The sequence below is a fragment of the Variovorax sp. AC194 genome (assembly GCF_979257995.1).
Map to the genome: position 1 here is coordinate 881,696 of NZ_OZ409823.1, position 20,580 is coordinate 902,275.

13 protein-coding genes are annotated in these 20,580 nt (G+C 69.4%); 8 read left to right on the forward strand and 5 right to left on the reverse strand.

Features of this window, described 5'->3' with window-relative positions; genetic code table 11:
* Nucleotides 1-73: 73 nt before the first annotated feature.
* The 4 genes from ACZYRS_RS04250 (at nt 74) to ACZYRS_RS04265 (ending at nt 6,916) form a co-directional block, all read left to right on the forward strand.
* On the forward strand, nt 74-1,687 hold the full coding sequence (locus ACZYRS_RS04250; RefSeq protein WP_463418235.1) for an AMP-binding protein: 1,614 nt from the start codon (nt 74-76) through the stop codon (nt 1,685-1,687).
* Between the two features lie 10 nt (nt 1,688-1,697).
* Nucleotides 1,698-4,994, forward strand: a complete 3,297-nt coding sequence (locus tag ACZYRS_RS04255; RefSeq protein WP_463418236.1) for a carboxyl transferase domain-containing protein — start codon at nt 1,698-1,700, stop codon at nt 4,992-4,994.
* Nucleotides 4,995-5,059: 65 nt separating this feature from the next.
* Nucleotides 5,060-6,379 (forward strand): GDSL-type esterase/lipase family protein, encoded by a 1,320-nt coding sequence (locus tag ACZYRS_RS04260; protein ID WP_463418237.1) that lies wholly within the window; start codon nt 5,060-5,062, stop codon nt 6,377-6,379.
* A 162-nt stretch (nt 6,380-6,541) separates the two neighbouring features.
* A complete protein-coding gene (locus ACZYRS_RS04265; RefSeq protein ID WP_093443582.1) occupies nt 6,542-6,916 on the forward strand; it encodes a YXWGXW repeat-containing protein in 375 nt (124 codons plus the stop codon).
* Between the two features lie 43 nt (nt 6,917-6,959).
* On the opposite strand, the gene ACZYRS_RS04270 is transcribed toward ACZYRS_RS04265, so the two are convergent.
* From ACZYRS_RS04270 to purU, 3 genes are all read right to left on the reverse strand, one after another.
* Nucleotides 6,960-8,210 (reverse strand): S1 family peptidase, encoded by a 1,251-nt coding sequence (locus tag ACZYRS_RS04270; protein WP_463418238.1) that lies wholly within the window; start codon nt 8,208-8,210, stop codon nt 6,960-6,962.
* On the reverse strand, nt 8,207-8,893 hold the full coding sequence (locus tag ACZYRS_RS04275; protein ID WP_198788415.1) for a DUF2846 domain-containing protein: 687 nt from the start codon (nt 8,891-8,893) through the stop codon (nt 8,207-8,209). Before ACZYRS_RS04275 ends, ACZYRS_RS04270 begins: the two co-directional genes overlap by 4 nt.
* Before the next feature lie 61 nt (nt 8,894-8,954).
* On the reverse strand, nt 8,955-9,812 hold the full coding sequence (gene purU, locus ACZYRS_RS04280) for a formyltetrahydrofolate deformylase (RefSeq protein ID WP_463418239.1): 858 nt from the start codon (nt 9,810-9,812) through the stop codon (nt 8,955-8,957).
* Nucleotides 9,813-10,036: 224 nt separating this feature from the next.
* On the opposite strand from purU, the gene aptA reads away from it, so the two are divergent.
* The 4 genes from aptA (at nt 10,037) to ACZYRS_RS04300 (ending at nt 19,111) form a co-directional block, all read left to right on the forward strand.
* Complete coding sequence (aptA, locus tag ACZYRS_RS04285) at nt 10,037-11,371, forward strand: omega-aminotransferase AptA (RefSeq protein WP_463418240.1); 1,335 nt, start codon at nt 10,037-10,039, stop codon at nt 11,369-11,371.
* A gap of 323 nt (nt 11,372-11,694) precedes the next feature.
* Entirely contained in the window at nt 11,695-12,276 is a 582-nt protein-coding gene (locus ACZYRS_RS04290; RefSeq protein ID WP_463418241.1) for a hypothetical protein, read from the forward strand.
* A 14-nt stretch (nt 12,277-12,290) separates the two neighbouring features.
* A complete protein-coding gene (locus ACZYRS_RS04295; RefSeq protein ID WP_463418242.1) occupies nt 12,291-13,688 on the forward strand; it encodes a CsgG/HfaB family protein in 1,398 nt (465 codons plus the stop codon).
* Between the two features lie 77 nt (nt 13,689-13,765).
* Entirely contained in the window at nt 13,766-19,111 is a 5,346-nt protein-coding gene (locus ACZYRS_RS04300) for a beta strand repeat-containing protein (RefSeq protein WP_463418243.1), read from the forward strand.
* A gap of 72 nt (nt 19,112-19,183) precedes the next feature.
* On the opposite strand, the gene ACZYRS_RS04305 is transcribed toward ACZYRS_RS04300, so the two are convergent.
* Nucleotides 19,184-20,050, reverse strand: coding sequence for a ChaN family lipoprotein (locus tag ACZYRS_RS04305; RefSeq protein WP_463418244.1), 867 nt, complete (start codon nt 20,048-20,050; stop codon nt 19,184-19,186).
* Between the two features lie 161 nt (nt 20,051-20,211).
* Nucleotides 20,212-20,490: a BTH_I0359 family protein gene (locus tag ACZYRS_RS04310; protein WP_042577641.1), complete on the reverse strand. Its 279-nt coding sequence runs from the start codon at nt 20,488-20,490 to the stop codon at nt 20,212-20,214.
* Between the last annotated feature and the right edge of the window lie 90 nt (nt 20,491-20,580).

Below are 20,580 nucleotides of genomic sequence, written 5' to 3' on the forward strand. Positions count from 1 at the left end.
CGTGCACCATGCACCCATTGGCAAGCGCCTGCCCCCTGCAGGCGGCTATCGATAACCCTGAGAAAGAGACGCCATGGAGACACTGCCCGACCGCCCGCAACAGCCGCTGCACGAGTACCTCCGCGCCCACGCACGCGAACGCGGCGAGCGCGCCGCCTGCATCTGGTACGGCCATGCGATGAGCTGGGCCGAGCTGGACCGCGCGAGCGATGCGTTCGCCGCGCGCCTGCAGGCCCTGGGCGTTGCGAAGGGCGAGCCGGTGGTGCTCTTTCTCAACAACTGCCCGCAGTACCTGGTCGCGCACTTCGGCATCCAGAAGATCGGCGCCATCGTCTGCCCGAGCGGCCCGCTCAACAAGGAGCACGAGCTTGCCTACCAGGTCAACGACCTGAAGGCGCGCGTGATCGTCGCGGCCGCGCCGCTGCTCCCCGTCGTGCGCAAGGTGCAGCCGGAGAGCGCGCTCGCGCATGTGTTCGTGGTGCACTACGCCGACCTGCTGCCCGCGCCGTCTGCGCTCGACCTGCCGGCGGAACTCGCTGCCGAGAAGAAGACGCAGCGCAGCGTGCCCGCCGATTGCGAAGACTTCCTTGCGGTGATGAAGTCCGGTACAAAGCCGGAGCCCGTTGCCATCGGCATGGACGACGTCGCGCTCATGACCTACACCTCGGGCACCACGGGCCTGCCCAAGGGCGCGATGCTGAGCTACGGCAACGCGCTCTTCAAGACGCGCGCGGTGGTCGACTGCAACGGCGTGCGGCCGGACGACGTGCTGCTCTCCATCGCGCCGCTGTATCACATCGCCGGCATGCTGATGGGCGTGAACGTGCCGGTGCTGAGCGGCGCGACGTCGGTGCTGCTGCACCGCTTCGATCCGCGCGCGGTGCTGCAGGCCATCGCCACCTACAAGGTCAGCTGGTGGTACAGCATCGCGCCGATGAACGTGGCGTGCATGCAGGTGCCCGACATCGCGGGCTTCGATTTGTCGAGCCTGAAGATGAACCCGGTGACCAGCTTCGGCATCACCTTCACCGAGCCGCTCGCCGCGCAGTGGCGCTCGCATGCGGCGAACTGCAGCTCGTTCGAGGCGGCCTACGGCCTGAGCGAAACCCACACCTGCGACACCTACACGCCGCACCATGCGCCGCGCTGGGGCACGCAGGGCATCGCGGTGCCGGGCGTGACGATCCGCATCGTGGACGCCGACACCGGCGCCGACATGCCCACCGGCGAGGTCGGCGAGATCGTGCTCACCAGCGCCGGCTCCTTCAAGGGCTACTGGAACAAGCCCGAGGCCACCGCGGCGACGTTGCGCAATGGCTGGGTGCACACCGGCGACATGGGCAAGCTCGACGCCGACGGCTACCTCACCTTCATCGGCCGCTTCAAGGAAATGATCAAGGTCTCGGGCTACAGCGTGTTCCCCGAGGAGGTCGAGACCATCCTCATCAAGCATCCCGCCGTGGCGCAGGCCGCGGTGATCGCGCAGCCCGATGCCGAGAAGGGCGAGGTGGTGAAGGCGTTCATCGTGCGCAAGCCGAATGCCGAGCTGGATGCCGATGCGCTCATCGCCTGGTCGCGCGACAACATGGCCAGCTACAAGGCGCCGCGCACCGTGAGCTTCATCGACGCCTTGCCCACGACGGGCGCCGGCAAGGTGCTGCGCCGCTTGCTCAAAGACCAGAACTGAAAGACATCGCGTGTTCTCCAAAGTCTTGATTGCCAACCGCGGCGAGATCGCCGTGCGGCTCGCGCGCGCGCTGCGCGACCTGGGCATCGCCAGCGTGGCGGTGCATGCGCGCGACGATGCGTCGGCGCTTCATGTGCAGCTGGCCGATGCGGCGGTGGCGCTCGATGCGACGGGGCCGTCTGCGTATCTCGACGTGGCCGCGCTCGTCGCGGTCGCGAAGGCGCATGGCTGCGATGCGGTGCATCCCGGCTATGGCTTCCTGAGCGAGCGTGCGGGTTTCGCGCAGGCTTGCGCGGATGCGGGGCTGGTCTTCATCGGACCGACGCCCGAACAGCTCGGCCTCTTCGGCGACAAGGCGCGCGCACGCGAACTGGCCGCGCAATGCGATGTGCCCGTGATGCCCGGCAGCGCGGGCGCCGTGACGCTCGCGCAGGCGCAGGCCTTCTTCGCCGAACAGCATGCGCAGGGCGCGGGCGTGATGGTCAAGGCCATCGGCGGCGGCGGCGGGCGCGGCATGCGCGCGGTACTGAATGCCGAGGATCTGCCCGAGGCGCATGCGCGCTGCATGTCCGAGGCCAAGGCGGCGTTCGGCATCGAGGGCGTGTACGTCGAGCGGCTGATGCGCAATGCACGGCACATCGAAGTGCAGGTGCTCGGCGACGGGCAGGCCGTGGCGAGCCTCGGCGAGCGTGAGTGCACCTTGCAGCGGCGCTTCCAGAAACTGGTGGAGATCGCGCCCAGCCCGTCGCTGCCGGAGGTGCTGCGCGCGCAGGTCACGCAGGCGGCGCTGCGCATGGCGAAGGCGGTGGGCTATCGCGGGCTCGGTACTTTCGAGTTTCTTGTCGACGCGGCATCGGAGACGCTGCCCTTCGTCTTTATCGAAGCGAATCCGCGCCTGCAGGTCGAGCACACGGTGACCGAAGCGGTCACCGGGCTGGATCTGGTGCAGCTGCAGATTGCGGTGGCAGCCGGCGAATCGTTGAGCGTGCTGGGCATCGCGGCCGACCGCACCGCGCCGCAGCGCGGCTTCGCGGTGCAGTGGCGCATCAACGCCGAGACGCTCGATGCGCAAGGCAACGCGCGGCCGTCAGGCGGCACGCTTGCGCGCTTCGACCTGCCGAGCGGGCCGGGCGTGCGCATCGATACGCACGGCTATGCGGGCCTCGCGCCATCGCCGCACTACGACACGCTGCTCGCCAAGCTGATCGTGCATTCGCCTTCGCCGAAATTCGCCGATGCGCTGCGCCGCTCGCTGCGCGCGCTGGACGAGTGCCGCATCGACGGCATCGCGACCAATCTTTCGCTGCTGCGCGCCATCGCCGCGCGGCCCGAGTTTGCGACACAGGCAGTGCATACGCGCTTCGTCGAGGCGCATCTTGGTGACTTGCTCGCCACCGCTGCATCGCTCGAAAAGCATGCGAAGAACAGCGCGCCCGCTGCTACACAGACGGCAACGTTGGCGGTCGATGAGTCGGACGATGGCTTGACCATCAAGGCGCCGATGCCCGCGAAGCTGGTGCAGTTCGAAGTGGCCGTGGGCGACGTGCTCCCCGCCGGCGCGCAGCTCGGCGTGCTCGAAGCGATGAAGATGGAGCACCTGCTGCACGCGCCCTTCGCGGGCCGCGTGGTCGCGCTGCTCGCGGAGCCCGGCGACTATCTCGTGGAAGGCCAGTCGCTGGTGCGCCTGGAAGCCGTCGATGCGCAGGCCGTCGAAACCGAGGCGCGCACCGAGCACGACCTCGATGCGATCCGCCCCGATCTGCAGAAGGTGATCGACCGCCATGCGCCGACGCTCGACATCAACCGAAAGCCCGCCGTCGACAAGCGCCACGCGCAGGGCGGCCGCACCGCGCGCGAGAACATCGCCGACCTCTGCAACACCGCCTCGGACCCCGGCAACTTCATCGAATACGGCGCGCTCGCCATCGCCGCGCAGACGCGCCGCCGCACGCTCGAAGACCTGATCGCCAACACGCCGGCCGACGGCATGGTGACGGGCCTGGGCAGCATCAACGCGAAACAGTTCGGCCCCGAGAAGTCGCGCTGCGCCGTGCTCGCCTACGACTACACGGTGCTCGCCGGCACGCAGGGCATGCGCAACCACCACAAGACCGATCGCCTGCTCTCGGTGGCGCACCAACTGCAGCTGCCGGTGGTGCTGTTCGCCGAAGGCGGCGGCGGCCGGCCCGGCGACACGGACATGCCGATCGTCGCGGGCCTGAACAACCACACCTTCAGCCAGTTCGCCGCGCTCTCGGGCAAGGTGCCCGTGGTCGGCATCGTGCATGGCCGCTGCTTCGCGGGCAATGCGGCGCTGCTGGGTTGCGCGGACGTGATCATCGCCACGCGCGGCAGCAACATCGGCATGAGCGGGCCCGCGATGATCGAAGGCGGCGGCCTGGGCACCTTCGCGCCCGAGCAGATCGGGCCGAGCAGCGTGCAGTCGCGCAACGGCGTGATCGACATCCTCGTGGAGGACGAAGCCGCCGCTGTCGCAGCGGCCAAGCAATACCTCTCTTACTTCCAGGGCCCGACCACCGACTGGCAATGCGCCGACCCGCGCACGCTGCGCCACGTGGTGCCCGAGAACCGCCTGCGCGTGTACGACGTGCGCGCGGCGATGCGCGGCGTGGCCGACACGGGCTCGCTGCTCGAGCTGCGCGCGGGCTTCGGCGCGGGCATCGTCACCGCGCTCGCGCGCATCGAGGGCAAGCCGGTCGGCCTCATGGCCAACAATCCGCACCACCTGGGCGGCGCGATCGACGTGGAGGCTGCCGACAAGTCCGCGCGCTTCATGCAGCTGTGCAATGCGCACGGGCTGCCCATCGTCTCGCTGTGCGACACGCCCGGCTTCATGGTCGGCCCCGAGATCGAGGCGCAGGCGCAGGTGCGCCACGTGTGCCGCATGTTCATGGTGGCCTCGCACCTGCGCGTGCCGTTCTTCGCGGTCGTGCTGCGCAAGGGCTACGGCCTCGGGGCGCAGGCGATGACGGCCGGCGGCTTCGACGCGCCGGTGTTCACCGTGGCCTGGCCCACGGGCGAGTTCGGCGCGATGGGGCTCGAAGGCGCGGTGCGCCTGGGCTTTCGCAAGGAGCTCGCGGCAGTGCCCGAAGGCGCCGAGCGCGATGCGCTCTTCAAGAAGCTCGTCGCGCAGCAATACGCGAACGGCGAAGCGATCCACATGGCGCAGACATTGGAGATCGATGCGGTCATCGATCCGGCCGAAACCCGCACCTGGCTGGTGCGCGGATTGGCTTCCGCCACGCGTGCAGCAGCACCTGTTTCTCCCTATGTAGACACTTGGTAACCACGCGCTAGACCCCGTCGCGCCAGAGGGCAAGGCGGCTCCGTAAACTGGGCCGCTTTGCACGCATGAACCTCGTCTCCCGCTGGCTCGGCAACCTTCGCGAAGTGGCACTGGCGCACTGGGTCGCGGCCTTCTGCCTCGCCGTGCTGGCCGTCGGCGTGCAGGCCGTGCAGCCCGATCACAAGCCGCGGCAACCCGTCGAAGCGCATTGGGTCGGCAGCTGGGCCGTGGCGCCGCTGGACTTTCGCGAACTCGCCGCGAACCCGAACGTGGTGCACAAGCCGGCACCCGGCGGCGATCAATTCCGTGGGCAAACGCTGCGCCAGCAACTGGCGCCCACGCTCGGCGGCGAGCGCATCCGCATTCGTTTTTCCAACCGCTTCGGCAAGGCGCCGTTGCGCATCGCGGCGGCGAGCGTGGCGCGCAGCACGGGGGGCGATGCGATCTCTCCGGCGACGCTGCGGGTGCTGCGTTTCGGCGGCCGCGCGAGCCTCACCATCGCGCCCGGCGCCGATGCGTGGAGCGATGGCGTGGATCTCAAGATCGAAGCAGGGCAGACCGTGGCGGTCAGCGCTTTCTTCGACCGCGCGACGCCCTACGGCACGGTGCACCTGCTCTCCGTCGACACGAGCTGGGTCGCACCGGGCAATGCCGTCGCGGCATCGAAACTGCAGGGCGCGACGACGCTGCCGCTGAACCACATCGTGACGGGACTGGACGTGCTGACCACGAAGTCGGTGCGCACCGTGGTCGCGTTCGGGGACTCGATCACCGCGGGCGGCGGCGAAGGCGGCGACGGCGCGTACCCCGACATGCTGGCCACGCGGCTGCGCGACAGCCCGCAGCCGGCGCACGAGGTGTCGGTGCTCAATGCCGGCATCGGCGGCAACCGCCTGCTGGTCGATGGCATCGGCCCGCACGGGCTCTCGCGCTTCGCGCGCGATGCGCTGGGGCAGAGCGGCGTGACGCACACGATCGTGCTGCTGGGCACCAACGACATCGGCCGCAGCGTGTTCCTCGGGGCGCCCGGCAATCCCGACACCGTGCGCGATCTTCCGACCGCCGAGCGCATCACCGAGGGGCTGCAGCAGTTGGTGAAACAGGCGCGCGCCAAGGGCATCAAGGTGCTGATCGGCACAGTGCCGCCGTTCAGGAACACGCCCTATTGGACGGAGGCCAACGAGGCCATGCGCAACGCGGTCAACCGCTGGATACGCAGCCGCCAGGATGTCGATGGCGTGATCGATTTCGACGCGGCCCTGCGCAACCCCGCGGACCCGCAGACCTTGAATCCGCAGTTCGACAACGGCGATCACCTGCACCCCAACAAGGCCGGCCACGCCGCAATGGCCGCGGCCATCGACCTGAAGGAATTGCAGGAGTGAGCGCTCGCAAGAGCGCCTGAGCGCGACTGGCGGCCGTTGATGGCACGTCTTGGGGCCGGAGAAGGGGAAACAGGTCTACACAAGATTTCGCGTGCCGCTTACAGGCGGTTCACAAGACCCCGGCAGCATGAAGGCTCACCAACAACTCATGAGGGGTTCCCCATGAAAAAACTCGCAATCTCCTTCGCTGTCGGCGCTGCCTCGTTGCTCTCGATGGGCGCTGCAATGACCATCCCCACGACCGCGCAAGCGCAGCCCGTGGTCATCCAGGTCGCACCCCCGCCGCCGCGCGCCGAACGCGTGCCGCCGCCGCGCCGCGGTTATGTGTGGGCACCGGGTCACTACGAGTGGCGTGGCGGTCGCCACGTGTGGGTGCGCGGCGTCTATGTGCGGGCCCGCCCGGGCTACGCGTACCGCGCGCCGGAATGGCGCGAGAACAATGGCCGTTGGGAATACAACCGCGGCCGCTGGGACCGTGACGGCGACGGCGTGCCCGATCGCCGCGACAGCCGTCCGAACAACCCCAACCGCAACTGACGATGCGGCGCCCCGGCGGTGACGCCGGGGCCGCGGGACCTCTCTAGCGGATGCTGGCCAGCTCGAGGGTCTCGCGGACCTGGAACGCGATGCCGCCGGCTCCCCCCCGTGTCTGGGCTTCGAAGCGGACGACGCGTCCGAGTTCGGGCGAGTACCAGACCTCGGCCCAGTACTTGCCGTACTGGTTGCCACCCACCGCACCCGCATTCGCGAAGCGCTGCGTGTAGCCGCGGTACTCGATGCGCACCGCCTTGATGTCCTGGCCGCCGACCTTCACGGTGGTGTCTTCCATCACCGTGGCGTCGAGCTCCATGTTGATGCGCGATCCACCGAAGACGGTGCTGTAGCGCGTGCGCCAAGCGGCTTCCTCCTTGAGATTCGGCTTGCCCCAGCCGCCCGGCGGCATGGCCGCGTCGAAGTCGCCCGCGATGGCCGTGGTGACGCTGACCACCTCGCCACCGGGCTTCTCGATCCAGCCGCCGTTGTTGAAGCTGATGCGATCGTCGGTCGCCGGGTCCGCGCGGTAGAACACCTTGCGGTAGGTGTTGGTCAGCCGGTCGTGCAACTGGTACTCGATGACGCTCGGCCGGCCCGCCGCAATGGTCGCGCTCGCCGGGGTCGTGCCGCCGGCCGTCGCTGCAGGAGGCAGCGAGGCCAGGCGTTCGATGGCCACGCGGCCGCGCGCCGACAGCTCGGCAATCCACGCCGAGGGCATCGCGAGATTCGCCGCGGGCGTCGTGCCGAGCAGTCCCACCAGCCGTCCCTGGGCGTCGAACAGACCGGCACCGCCGAGCCCCGCCTCCGGAGCCGACGCGAGTTGCAGCGCTTCGAGTTCGCCCGCACCGCTGCGCCGCATGCCGGCCAGCATGCCGATGCCGAGCGTGAGTTCCTTGCCTCTGGGCGCGCCGACGATGTAGAGCGGCATGCCGACCTGCAACGCCGCCGCCGGCGCGATGGCCGGGGTGGGCGGCGCGAAGTTGGCGATCCGCAACTGGCACAGGTCGCGCTCGACGTCCGGAAATTCCAGCGTCGCGCCGTAGCTCACGTTGTCGCGTTTCAGCGCTACGGAACTGGCCTTCGCGAGCAGCTGGCAACTCGTGACGGCGGTGCCTGGGCCGGTGGCCACGGCGCTGCCGGTGGCGAGGGTCTTGCCTTGCGCGTCGCTGGCCTGCACCACCCAGACGGCCGGGGACACGCGTGCGAAGAGCGCATCGGGCGCGAGCGGGGCTTGGGCCGACGCGGGAAGCGAGACTGCCAGGGTCAGCGCGAAGGAGGCGAGCAGATGGTGTCTCATCGGGTGGGCTGCAGCAGAAGTCGGAGATCGTTGACGGGCGTCCTGGCGAAAGGCGTGACCTCGGATGCCGCAGGGACGGGTTTCGGTGTGGGCGCGGTCGGCGGCTGAATGGCTACGGCCGCAGGCGCTGGTGCATTCGGCGCGACCGCAGCCTGCCGAACGGGCGCCGCAGTCGCAGTCTCGGCCGCTGGAGCTGCAGGCAGCGGCGGCGCTGTCGGCGTCGCGCTCGCCGCCTTGGCCGAGACCGGCACCGTGCCGCCATAGGCCAGCGGCGGCAAGGCGCTGCGGCCTTCCGCTTCGCCGACGCGCTCGAACGCCGGCTGGCCGACGAGGAAGCCCATGCTGATGCTCATCTGCACATACGCGGTCTGCCTGGGCCGCAGCACGATGTTGATGCTGCCTTCGGCTTCGGTGCGGGCGGTGGCGCGGTAGGTGCCGGCCGGCCTGTCGATGAAGAAGAAGCTGTTGGGTTGCGACTTGCCCACGACCTGGCCGTTGACCGAGACCTCCGGCTGTACCGCCGCACCCAGGATCGAGTTCCGGTAGAAGTAGATGCGCCCCTCGTTCTCGCCAAGCGAGGGGAGGTTTTGCGAAACCTCCGAGAAACGCGGCCCGGTGGCCGAACATCCGAACAGGCAGGCTGCAAGAACAGCCAGTACGCACCCACCAAGCCAACGTCGCATTGCGCCTTCTCCTCTTTTGGCGCCGGATGCTACACCCGCCTGCAGCGGATGCCCCGGGGGGTCAGCGGAACACGACCGTCCGGTGCCCGTTCAGCAGCACGCGGTGCTCGCTGTGCCACTTCACCGCGCGGGCCAGCACCTGGCTCTCGGTGTCGCGGCCGCGGGCCGTGAGGTCTTCGACGGTGTCGGTGTGGTCGGCGCGGGCCACGTCCTGCTCGATGATCGGGCCTTCGTCCAGGTCGGCCGTCACGTAGTGGGCGGTCGCGCCGATCAGCTTCACGCCGCGGTCGTGCGCCTGGTAGTAGGGCTTGGCGCCCTTGAAGCTGGGCAGGAACGAGTGGTGAATGTTGATCGCGCGGCCCGCGAGGTTGCGGCACAGGTCGTTGCTCAGGATCTGCATGTAGCGCGCGAGCACCACGAGTTCGGCGCCTTCGGCCTCGATGATTTCCAGCTGCTTCGCCTCGGCCTGCGCCTTGGTCGCACCGGTCACCGGGATGTGGTGGAACGGCACGTTGTAACTGGCGGCCAACTGGTAGAAGTCGCGATGGTTCGAGATGATCGCGCGCACGTCGATGGACAAGAGGCCGCTCTTCCAGCGGAACAGGAGGTCATTGAGGCAATGGCCTTCCTTGCTCACCAGGATCACCGTCTTCATCGGCTCGGCCGCGGCGTGCAGCTGCAGGTTCATGCCGAAGCCGGCCGCGAAGGTCTTGAGCGCATCGCGCAGCGCGGCTTCACCGTGGTCGCCGCAGGCGAAGCGCACGCGCATGAAGAACAGGCCCGTGCCGTGGTCGTTGTACTGGGCCGCCTCTTCGATGTTGGCACCCCGCTCGAGCAGGAAGCCCGAGACGGCATGCACGATGCCCGTGCGGTCGGGGCACGAGAGGTTGAGGATGTAGGCCGGCGTGTTAGTCGTCATATCAGTTCAGTTGCTCGATCGCTTGGCAGGCGGTGTTGCCGCATGCCTTTTTCCAGGGATACCGCGGAACCGGCTTTGCCGGGCCGCTGGTATCGCCCCCGGCGAGGGGGGTGGCGGCCACACGCAGTGGGCAAGCCTGGGGGCGATCCATGTCCGGGGGCATGATTGTCGCAGGGGTGCCAGAATCGCGATTTTCCCTCGACAGATAACCGCAGGAGCGAGACATGGCCTACCAGGACTTCAACATGGGCAACCAGTGGCTGCCCTTCACACCCAACCGCCATTTCCAGAAAGACCCGCGCGTCTTCGTGGCGGCCGACGGCATGGAATTCACCACGCACGACGGCAAGAAGGTGATCGACGGCGTCTCCTCGCTCTGGTGCGTGGGCGCGGGCCACAACCGAAAGCCCATCAACGAGGCCATCAAGACGCAGCTCGATACGCTCGACTACGCGACCGCCTTCCAGGTGAGCAACGACAAGGCCTTCCGCGCGGCCGAGATGATCGCCGCGCTCGCCCCGGGCGATCTCAACAAGGTGCTGTTCTGCAACTCGGGCAGCGAGGCCGCCGACACCTCGATGAAGGTGGCGCTGGCCTACCACCGCGCGCGCGGCGAGGGCCACCGCAACGTGTTCATCGGCCGCGAGAAGGGTTACCACGGCGTGGGCTTCGGCGGCATGTCGGTGGGCGGCATCCCGGGCAACCGCAAGGTGTTCGGCTCGGCGTTCCTGCCGCGCGTGGATCACATGCGCTTCATCCACGATCCGGTGAACCACGCCTACATCCACAACGAGGAGCCGGTGTGGGCCGAAGACCCGCTGGTCGAGCTCGAAACCCGCATCCTGCCGCTGCACGATCCGAGCAACGTGGCCGCGATCATCGTGGAGCCGGTGGCGGGGTCGGCCGGCTGGTACCTGCCGCCCAAGGGGTACCTGAAGCGCCTGCGCGAGATCTGCGACAAGCACGGCATCCTGCTCATCTTCGACGAGGTCATCACCGGGTTCGGGCGCATGGGCACCAACTTCGCGTCGGACTATTTCGGCGTGGTGCCCGACATGCTGAACTTCGCCAAGTGCGTGACCAACGGCGTGATTCCGCTGGGCGGCGTGATCTGCCGCGACAAGCTCTACGACGCGATGATGAAGACCGACGCGCCCGAGCACGTGGTCGAGTTCTTCCACGGCTACACCTACTCGGGCCATCCGGTGGCCTGCGCCGCGGCCATCGCGACGCTCGATCTCTTCAAGGAAGAAAACCTCTTCGCCCGCGCCGGCGAGATGGGCAAGGTGCTGGGCGATGCGTTCCACAGCGCGTTCAAAGGCCTGCCCAACGTGATCAGCATCCGCAGCCTGGGCCTGGCCGCCGCGGTGGAACTCGCCCCCATCGCGGGCTCGCCGGGCAAGCGCGCGTTCGACATCTTCCTGGACTGCTTCCACAAGGGCGCGCTGGTGCGGCCCGCGGGCGACGTGCTGGTGATGGCACCGCCGTACATCGTGGAGAAGTCGCACATCGACACGCTGGTCAACACGCTGGCCGATTCGATCAAGAAGCACGCGTAGAACGAACCGGCGCGCGCTTCGGCCGCGGCCGCGCATCGATTCGGAATCGCCATCGGGCATGTCATTGCCCTGAAGCGAAAGCTCACCGACCCGCCGCTCGAGCTGCCTGACGAACGAGGCGGCGGCGCGGTCGCGCCTCTGCGGTGCGCCCGCGCGTGCGTTACATAGGAAAGCGCACATCGCCTGCCGGCACTCTGGTTCTCACCGTTCATTTCTACCGGTATCCGGTATACCGCCCGCGGCTTCCCGTCCCTAGCATCCCCTCCGGAAAACATAGCACTTTCGAATTCAGAAGTGCGCATTCCGAGAAGGGAACAAGAGCCATGCGACGCGTATCTCCACCCGCCGGCACCGTGCGTGCCGGCCGCAACCGAAGCGGGCGCCTGACTGCGCTCGCGCTGTGCCTGGCCGCCGCTTGCATCGGGCTGCCGGCCCTGGCCAACAACGTCGGCGAGAACGCCGCGTGGCAGTTCCAGACGAGCACCGACAAGGTCAACCAGGCCGCCATCCAGGACATGATCCGCAAGCAGAAGAGCGGCTACTACGCAGCACCGGTCTACAACACGACAAACAACGTCGGGCGCCAGTACAACTGCAACGTTGCGGCCAACTCGACCGGCAACGACGGCAACAACAGCACGGTCGCCAATTCGCCGAGCACCGCGGGCGCCACCTCGGGCGCTTCGGGCAACGACAGCCGCACGGCCGTCGGCACGACCGGCGGCGCGACGGTGGGCACCTCGCAGGCGAACAGCGGCCCGGTCGCTTCTGGCATCGTGGGCGGCACCAGCGCGCAAGTGCAGGGCGCGGCCAACCAGGCGCTCAACTCGAACCAGGGCAACACCGGCGCGCAGACCGCGAGCGTCGCCGGCAGCTCGGCGTGCGCGTTCGGCGTGCTCAATTGAACGGGGCGCGCGACATGCACATCACATCCACCCTGACGCACAGGCTTGCGCTCGTGGCCGCCGCTTTGGCGCTGGCCGGCTGCGTCTCCGCGCCGCAGCAGCGCTTTGCACCGCAGGAGGCCCCCGTGGTGCTCGGCCCGGCCGTGCGCGACAACGTGACCCCGATGGAGCCGGTGCTCGCCTGCTTTGCCGACCACATCGCCTCCACGCGCCGCCCGCCGGTGGTCATCGGCGTGGGCGACGTCAAGGACTACACGGGCAAGTACAGCATCAACGAAGGCAATGCGATCACGCAGGGCGGCGCGCTGATGGTCTATTCGGCGCTCGGCAAGCTCGGAGGCGCGGTGAGCATCGCCGAGCGCTTCGACCCGGTGATCGCCGAGCGCGAGCTCGCGTATGCCGACCGCCGCCAGCTGGGCGACGGCCGCACGCACCAGCTCGCGGGCCCCAACGGCGGACAGGCCGTGCCGTGGCTGCCGTACTTCGGCGGCACGATCAACAAGTCCGACTACTTCATCGTGGGCGGCATCACCGAGCTGAACTACAACATCAACTCGGGCGGCGTGGAGTTCGGCGTGAACCAGGTGGGCGTGAAGGCGCGCACCTTCAGCCAGTCGGTGGGCGTGGACCTGCGCATCGTGGACACCAAGACGCTGATGGTGGTGCGCACGGTGAGCCTGACCAAGCAGTTCAACGGCTACGAAGTGGGCCTGAACGTGTTCCGCTTCTTCGGCAGCAAGCTGTACGACGTGGACATCGGCGCCAAGGGCCAGGAGCCGGTGCAGATGGGCGTGCGCGCCGCGCTCGAAGAGGGCGTGGTGCGGCTCATGGCGGCCGTCACGCAGGTCGACCACCGGCCCTGCATGACGCTGCGCCCGGGCGGCGGCGAGCAGATTCCGCTGGTGCCCGCCGCCGAACTGCGCAAGGTCCAGAACCCCGTCGATGCCGCCACGGGCGGCGCGGCGATCGCCTCGCCCGTGGCGCAGGGCGGCGTGGCCGTCAACGCCGTGGGCCAGGGCGGCTCGCGCCTCACCGGCACGGCGACGCAGGTGCCGTTCGACTTCGGCGCCACGACGCTCGGCGGCAGCTCGCTCGCACTCATCGACCAGATCGCCGGCGCCGCGAAGAAGGGCGCCGCCGACATCGTGCTTGTCGCGCGCGACACCGAGAACTGGGACGCCCGCAAGCGCGACGAGCTCACCGATCGGCGCATTGCCGAGGTCACCTCGGCGCTGGCCAACCGCGGCGTCGCGCCGGGCGCGATCACCGTCACATGGCGCCCCGACGCGGCCGACACCTCGATCCACCGCGACGGCCCCGGCCTGCAGGAGATCGCGAAGCTGCGCGTGGGCAGCCCCGTGGTGAGCGGCGCGGTCGATGCGCCCACCGAAGGCGCCGTCAAGGGCGACTGAGCCCTGCACACCACCGCCGCTTTTCCCGTCACACCTTTCCGTTCCCGAGCGTTCTCCATCCTTTGAGGAATCACGTCATGAAAACAACCAAGACCCAGAGCCGCGCCGCGCGCGCGCCCATGTTCAGCCGCAGCAGCATCGGCTCGGCCGTTGCGATGGCGCTGATCGCCAGCAGCGCGGCGCACGCCGCCGAGACCGTCGTCGGTCCGGCGCCGGCCTTCGGCGGCTCGGCCACCGGGGGCCTGACCGCCGCGGTGCCGCAGAACAATTCGGGTGCGGTGAATGCGCAGGTGACGAATGCCACGGTGGGCACGACCTCCACCGGCTCTTCCGGCAACCCCGCGCCGGTGACCCAGGTCACCAACGGCAACCTGATCGGCGCGAGCGCGACCGGCAATATCGCCTCGAACAAGCTCGGCGCGACCGGTCCGGTGATCCCGCTGAACAACGATGCGGCGCTCGGCGTCTCGGTCAACACGGGCACCATCACCAGCAAGGTCCAGAACAGCGCGACGCGGGTGCAGTCGAACACCTTCCAGACCGGCAGCGTGATGAACGCGGACAACACCATCTCGGCGGACACCACCGTCAACAGCGGCACCACGCTGGTCACGGGCAAGGCCGCGCCGGGCCCCGTGTTCTCGGGCACCGCCGCGCTGATCTTCCCGGTCGGCGGACCGGTCTTCGATGCCACGGGCAACGTGGTCGTGACCTCCATGCAGGTGGCCGCGGGCGCGAGCTCCTCGGCGACCGTGCAGGACAACACCTTCGCGCTGCAGCTGACTTCGAACAGCAACAGCGCGGTCACCAAGGCCGCGTCGGCCTCGCTCGAGCGCAACGACGTCTCGGCCACGTTCAAGGCCAACACCGCCAACAACACGGCCGAGTTCCAGTCGGGTGGCGCGCCCAGCTTCGCGGGCTCCGCGGTGGTGTCGAACCTGCAGGCGAACGGCAACGGCATCCTCCAGGCCGCGCACACGGCGCTCAACCAGAACTCGGTCGTCGCGGCCGCCGTCCAGGGCGTCGGCGTGGGCGTGACCAACGCGCTGCAAGGCACGCTGACCGTCAAGGACAACAGCATCTCCAGCGCGGCCACGGGCAATGAAGCGACCGGCGCCGCGGCCGGCACGGCGGGCAACCGCATCCTCGTGGGCGATGTGTCGGTCGCCGGCACCGGCGCGGTGCCGGCCAACAACAGCACGCACGCAGGCGCGGGGGTGGTCACCAACGTGCGCAGCGACCTGGCCATCGTCAACAGCCAGGGCAACCTGGGCGCCGGCGGCGCCAGCGCGGTGAGCGCGCTGACCACGGGCGCGCAGGTGACCGCGGTCGTGCAGTCGCTCGCGGGCGGCACCGTCGACCTGCAGGACAACAGCGTCACCGCCGCGGTGACCGGCAACACCGCCTCCAGCGGCATCGCCACCGGCACCACGGCCGCATCGTTCGCCGGCACCGCCGCCGAATCGAACCAGCAGGCCAACAACCAGATCCTGCTGCAGTCGAAGGTGAACCCCTCGGTGATCGGCGTGCTGGCCGGCGACGGCGCGGGCGGCGGGGCCGCCGGTGTCGTCACCGTGTCGGGCAACCTGAGCGCCGCGACCGCGCAGGGCAACCAGATCACCCAGACCCTGGCGATCCAGGCGGGCGCGGTGACCACTGGCAGCGCGCCCGTCGTGCTGACCGGCGGCGCGAGCGCCGACGGCCGCGTGTCGGCCGCCGGCGCCGTCACGATCACCAACCTGCAGGGCAACTACGACAGCACCGTGGCGGCCTACAACGGCGCGCCGCTGCTGGCGCCCGGCTCGCAGATCCTGCTCATCGCCAACACCGGCGCGGTGCCGGTCGCCAAGAGCGCGCTCGCGCTCACCGAGAACCGGCAGGAGTCGGTGGCGGTGGGCAGCAGCGCGGGCAACTCGCTGTCCCTCACCGGCAACTCGGTGGGCACCGGCGCGGGCATCGCGAGCGTGCAGATGGGCGACGCCAACTCCTTCGTGAGCGCGGCCCTGTCGAACGCGCAGGCGCAGATCCTGGTGAACGGCAATGTCGTCACCGACAGCACCGTGGCGATCGCCGACAACATCCAGCGCTCGGTCGCCTACGGCAACGCGGTGTCCAACGCGGTGAACGTGAAGGCCAACGAGGTGACCGCCACGCCCGGCGCGGCCGTCGCCTCCAAGGTGACGATCGACCTGGCCAACCCGCGGCCTTTCAACAACGCGCTGGCGACGCAGCCGGTCGTCACGGCCGCCTACGGCGTGCTCAACGACCAGTCGCTGCTGGCCAACGTGAGCGCCACCACCACGGGCGCCGACAGCTTCGGCGTGGCCGTGAGCGGCAACGTCTCGGCCGGCACCGTCGGCAACGACCGCAACGCCTACGTGGGCGCGGCCTACGGCAACGACGCCGCCAACAGCGTGAAGCTGGATGTGAACAACCTGAACAGCGGCGGCTTCGCCTCGGTGGCCAACGTGACCAACACGCAGGCCGTGGGCGGCACGAACACGCGCGTCGAGGCCATCGCGGCCGGCGGCACGGCGGTGCGCACCATCGTCGGCGGCACGCTGAACAACGCGGCCGTCACGTCCAACGACAACTCGGCCGAAACCCTGGCCTACGGCAGCCGCGCGACGGGCAACACCTTGAGCGTCAAGGGCACCAACATCAACACGGCCGGCGCCACCGTGGCCGGCGCCGATCTGTCGGCAGCGGGCGTGCTGAGCACCAATGCCTCGTTCAGCGTGCAGAACGCGCAGAGCGGCCAGGGCACCGTGCTGGCCGAACGCGGCGGGCCTGAAGTGCGCACGCAGATCGGCGGCCTCACGCTGCTGAACTCCTCGGTGCAAGCCAACGGCAACACAGGCAGCGCCGCGGCCACGAGCAACAGCGCGGTCAACGGCGTGGCCATCGACGGGGTGAACGTCGCGACCACGAGCGCGGTGCAGAACGCACAGATCACCAGCGCCGACGTGACCTCGCGCGTCGGCGTGGGCGGCCTCGGCGGCGCGCAGGTGGCCGTGGGCGCATTGATCGTCGCGGGCTCGAAGATCTCGGTCGACGGCAACGCGATCCAGAGCACCGCGACCGGCAACGAAGCCGCCAGCAGCATCGCCGTGAAGGGCACGGGCATCGCCTCGGGCAGCAACCTGCCGTTCGCGCTCGCGACCACGGGCCCCACGGCGGCCAACGTGACGGCGGACCATGCGCTGTCGAGCGCCCAACTGGTGGCCGGCCCGAACGTCATTTCGGCGCGCGCGGAAAGCAGCTTCGGCATCGACACGCAGCCGATCGCGCTCATTGCCAACTCGCAGATGAGCGTGTCGGACAACAAGCAGGCCGCGACGGCCGCCGGCAACACGGCCGCCAACAGCCTGGCGCTGGCCGGCACCAGCACGACGGCCCGCGCGGCGCTGCAGTCCACGCAAGCGAGCTTCGCGCAGGTGCGTGCGCAATCGAACATGCAGGCGTTCGCGCCGGCCGCCGTCACCGGCGGATCGACCGCCATCTCCGGCAACAGCAACACCGCGCAGGCACGGATCAACGACGTGTCGAACACGGTGAGCGTCGCGGGCGACAACGCCGCAGGCTTCGCCGGACCGGCGGTGCTGGTGCAGGGCGCATTGCCCGGCAACACGGCGGCACTGGGCGACCAGCTGCTGGTGAACCGCCAGACGGCGGCGAACCTGGTCTCCAGCAGCGCCACCACGACGATCCTGAACGACGACCGCACGCTGCCCACCCTTGGGTTGATCGGCAGCAGCTTCGATGCGTCGGGCAACACGACTTCATCGGAAGCGACCGCGAACCGCGCATCGAACGCCAGCACGCTCGCGAGCGGCGCGCAGCAGGCGAGCCGCACCGGCGTGCTGAACACGCAGGACAGCAGCGCCGCGGTGACGGCCACGGCCACCAGTACGGCCATCCTGGCGCTGAGCGGCCCGCTCGCGTTCACCGCCAGCCAGGCCACGCTCGAGGGCAACGTCACGAGCGGCGCGGCCACCGGCAACTCCGCGGTCAACAGCCTCGACGTGAAGGGCAACACGGTCAGCGCGAACACGGCTGTTCCCCTCGCGGCGGCCGGAGCGGCGCTGCCCGCGTCCGCGGCCGTGTCGGCCGATCACGCGCTGCTGAACGTGCAGGTGGGCACCGGCGCGGTGTCCTCGACCGTCAACGGCACCGTCGGCATCGACACCACGCCGAACGCGGTCATCGGCGCGGCGACGCTGAGCGTGTCCGGCAACCAGCAAAGCGCCAGAGCCGTGGTCAACACCGCGCTCAACAGCGTGAGCCTGGCGGGCACCAACGTGGCGGCGCGCGGGGCGCTGCAGTCGGTGCAGACCGGCGGCGCGGCGGTGACGGCATCGTCGACCTCGACGCTGTTCGCGCCCGCCGGCTCGACCGGTTCGTCGGTGGAACTCTCCCGCAACAGCAACACGGCGCTGGGCGTGATCAACGACGTGACCAACACGCTGGGCGTGACCGCGACCAACACCGGCGCCGCGGGCGCGAGCGGCAGCGCGACGCTGGCCGAGACCGGCGCGCCGGGCAACACGGCGGCGCTGGGCGACTACGTGCTCTCGAGCCGCCAGGACGCCTCGACGTCGGTGAGCGGCACGGCGACCACGACGCTGCGCAACGATGACAACACGCCCGGCGCCCGGGCGCTGCTGAACGGCTCGCTCGGCATCGCCGGCAACACGACCATCGCCGAGGCGTCGGCCAACCGCGCGGTCAACACCGCATCGGTGGCGGGCAATGCGGTGCAGGGGGCCAGCACCGGCATCCTCAATTCGCAGAGCAGCAGCGCCGCCGCGACGGCGACGGCCAGCACGCTGGCGACCGTGACGCTGGGCGGCACCGCGACGCCGCTGAACGCCGGCAGCATCTCGCTGGACGGCAACACCACCGCTGCGCTGGCGCGCGGCAATGCGGCGACCAATACGCTGGACTCCGCCGCGGGCAGCGGCTACGGACCGGCCGCGGCGGCGGGCGCCGTGAGCCAGGTGGCGACGCCGTTCGCGCTCAACGTGGGCGCGAGCGCGGCCATCCTGAACAGCCAGACCAATACGGGCGCCGTGACGGCATCGAGCGTGGGCACCAGCTACCAGGTCGCGCTCAACTCGACGACGGCGGTGGGCGTCTCGGGCGGCTCGGTCGGCGTGACCGGCAACACGCTGGCGGCGCAGGCCGTCGGCAACAGCGCGACCAACCGCATCACGCAGACCGCGCTGAACGGCGCGCCGCCGAGCGCGGCCATCGGCAGCTACCAGGTCAACACCGGCGCGGTGACGGCCACGGTGACGAGCGTGAACTTCGGCGTCGGCGTGACGGGCTCGGCACCCAACAGCGCGTTGCGCGCGACGGGCAACCAGATCACGGCGTCGGCCACGGGCAACTCGTCGGTGTCGTCGATCGCGGCGCGCTGAACCTGCGCTTCGCCTGAAAGCAAAAAAAGCCGCGTGCCTTCGGGCCCGCGGCTTTTTTCATGGCGCGTTCGTTCAGGAGGCGGCCGGTGCCTTGGCCGGGCGCCGGAGTTCGGCGCAGTAGTCCTTCTCGGGCAGGGGCGGGGTCTGCCAGGTCTTGTCGAATTCGCCGGCCTCGACGTCGTTCGTCGCCGAGGCCAGGAGGCGCACCGAGGTGACCTTCACGTCGTCCGGCAGGTGCTGCGGCACGCCCAGCGTGCGCACCGCATGGCCGGCGCCGGCGATCAAGAGCACCGTCTTGCCCGGCTGCCGGGCCTTGACGATGGCCTGCGCCATGGCGCGGTCGCGGCCCACCTGGATGCGCGTCATCGGGATGATCTGCGACTCGGGCAGCAGCTTGCAGTGGCCCTCGCGCACGGCGTCCTGCTGGGCGGTGTAGGCCTCGCCGTTGAGCTGCACGTCGAGCGAGACGTCGGCCATCGCGTCCTTCATGCGTGCGCGCGGCAGGTTGGCGCCCACCACCGGCACGCCGGCGCGCACGGCGGCCATCACGGCCGGGCCGTAGCTGGCCCAGGGCCAGGCCTTGTCGTTCCAGCCGAGCGCGGTCTGCACCTGCGCCTCGGTCGCGGTGGCGGCGACATGGGCGGTACTGCGGCCTTCCTCGGCCATCTCGAGCGCCAGCGCGGCCAGCGCACCCCGCGCGGCCAATGCCTCGACGGTCTCGCGCTCGATCGCGTGGTGCTCGGGGGCATCGTGCTGTTCGCCGAGCAACAGCGCGTCCACCGGCAACAGCGCGGAGACGCGGTTGGCGACGGGCGCATCGGGGCCGGGCGGGAAGATGGACGAAAAGAGTGAAGAGGAGGAACAGGCGGTCAATGCGGCGGCGACCGACAGGCAGAGCAGGAAGCGGGGCGCCCGCGCGGGCCAGCGTTGGAAGGACATCGGCCCATCCTATGCCGGCGGTGTTTGCGCGCCGTGCCAGCCATTGGCGCTTTTCGCTGTCCCTTTTTGCAATCCGTTTCCTGCGGGTCCGCCGCCGGAAAACCGCCCGCCCATGAAAAAAGCGCCCGGCGGGGCGCTTCTTGCGGCGGCAGGCTGGGTTCTCAGTGCACCAGCACGGGGGTGTGGGCCAGTTCGGCGTAGCCCTCCAGTGTGTCCTCGACCTCTTCCTGCGTGGGGGTGTTGAGCTGCCAAGCGGCGATCTGTTGCTGGAACAGTTCGGCCCAGGAACCGTCGAGATACACCTCCTTGCCCGAGCGCTTGTCCACGATTTCGAATCCGTGGCGCTCCAGCACGGGCACATTGGGCTTCGCGGGCTCGTCGCCGTCATTCGGCTGCACGTGCACGACGACGAAAGACTCCGAGTCGTAAAGCATGTTCATGGCGGGCCCAGTGAGGATATCGATGGCGTTCATATCGGGTTAGATAGCAATCAACGCACCAGTTTCAAGAACAGTTGTCGCCGGACGGTT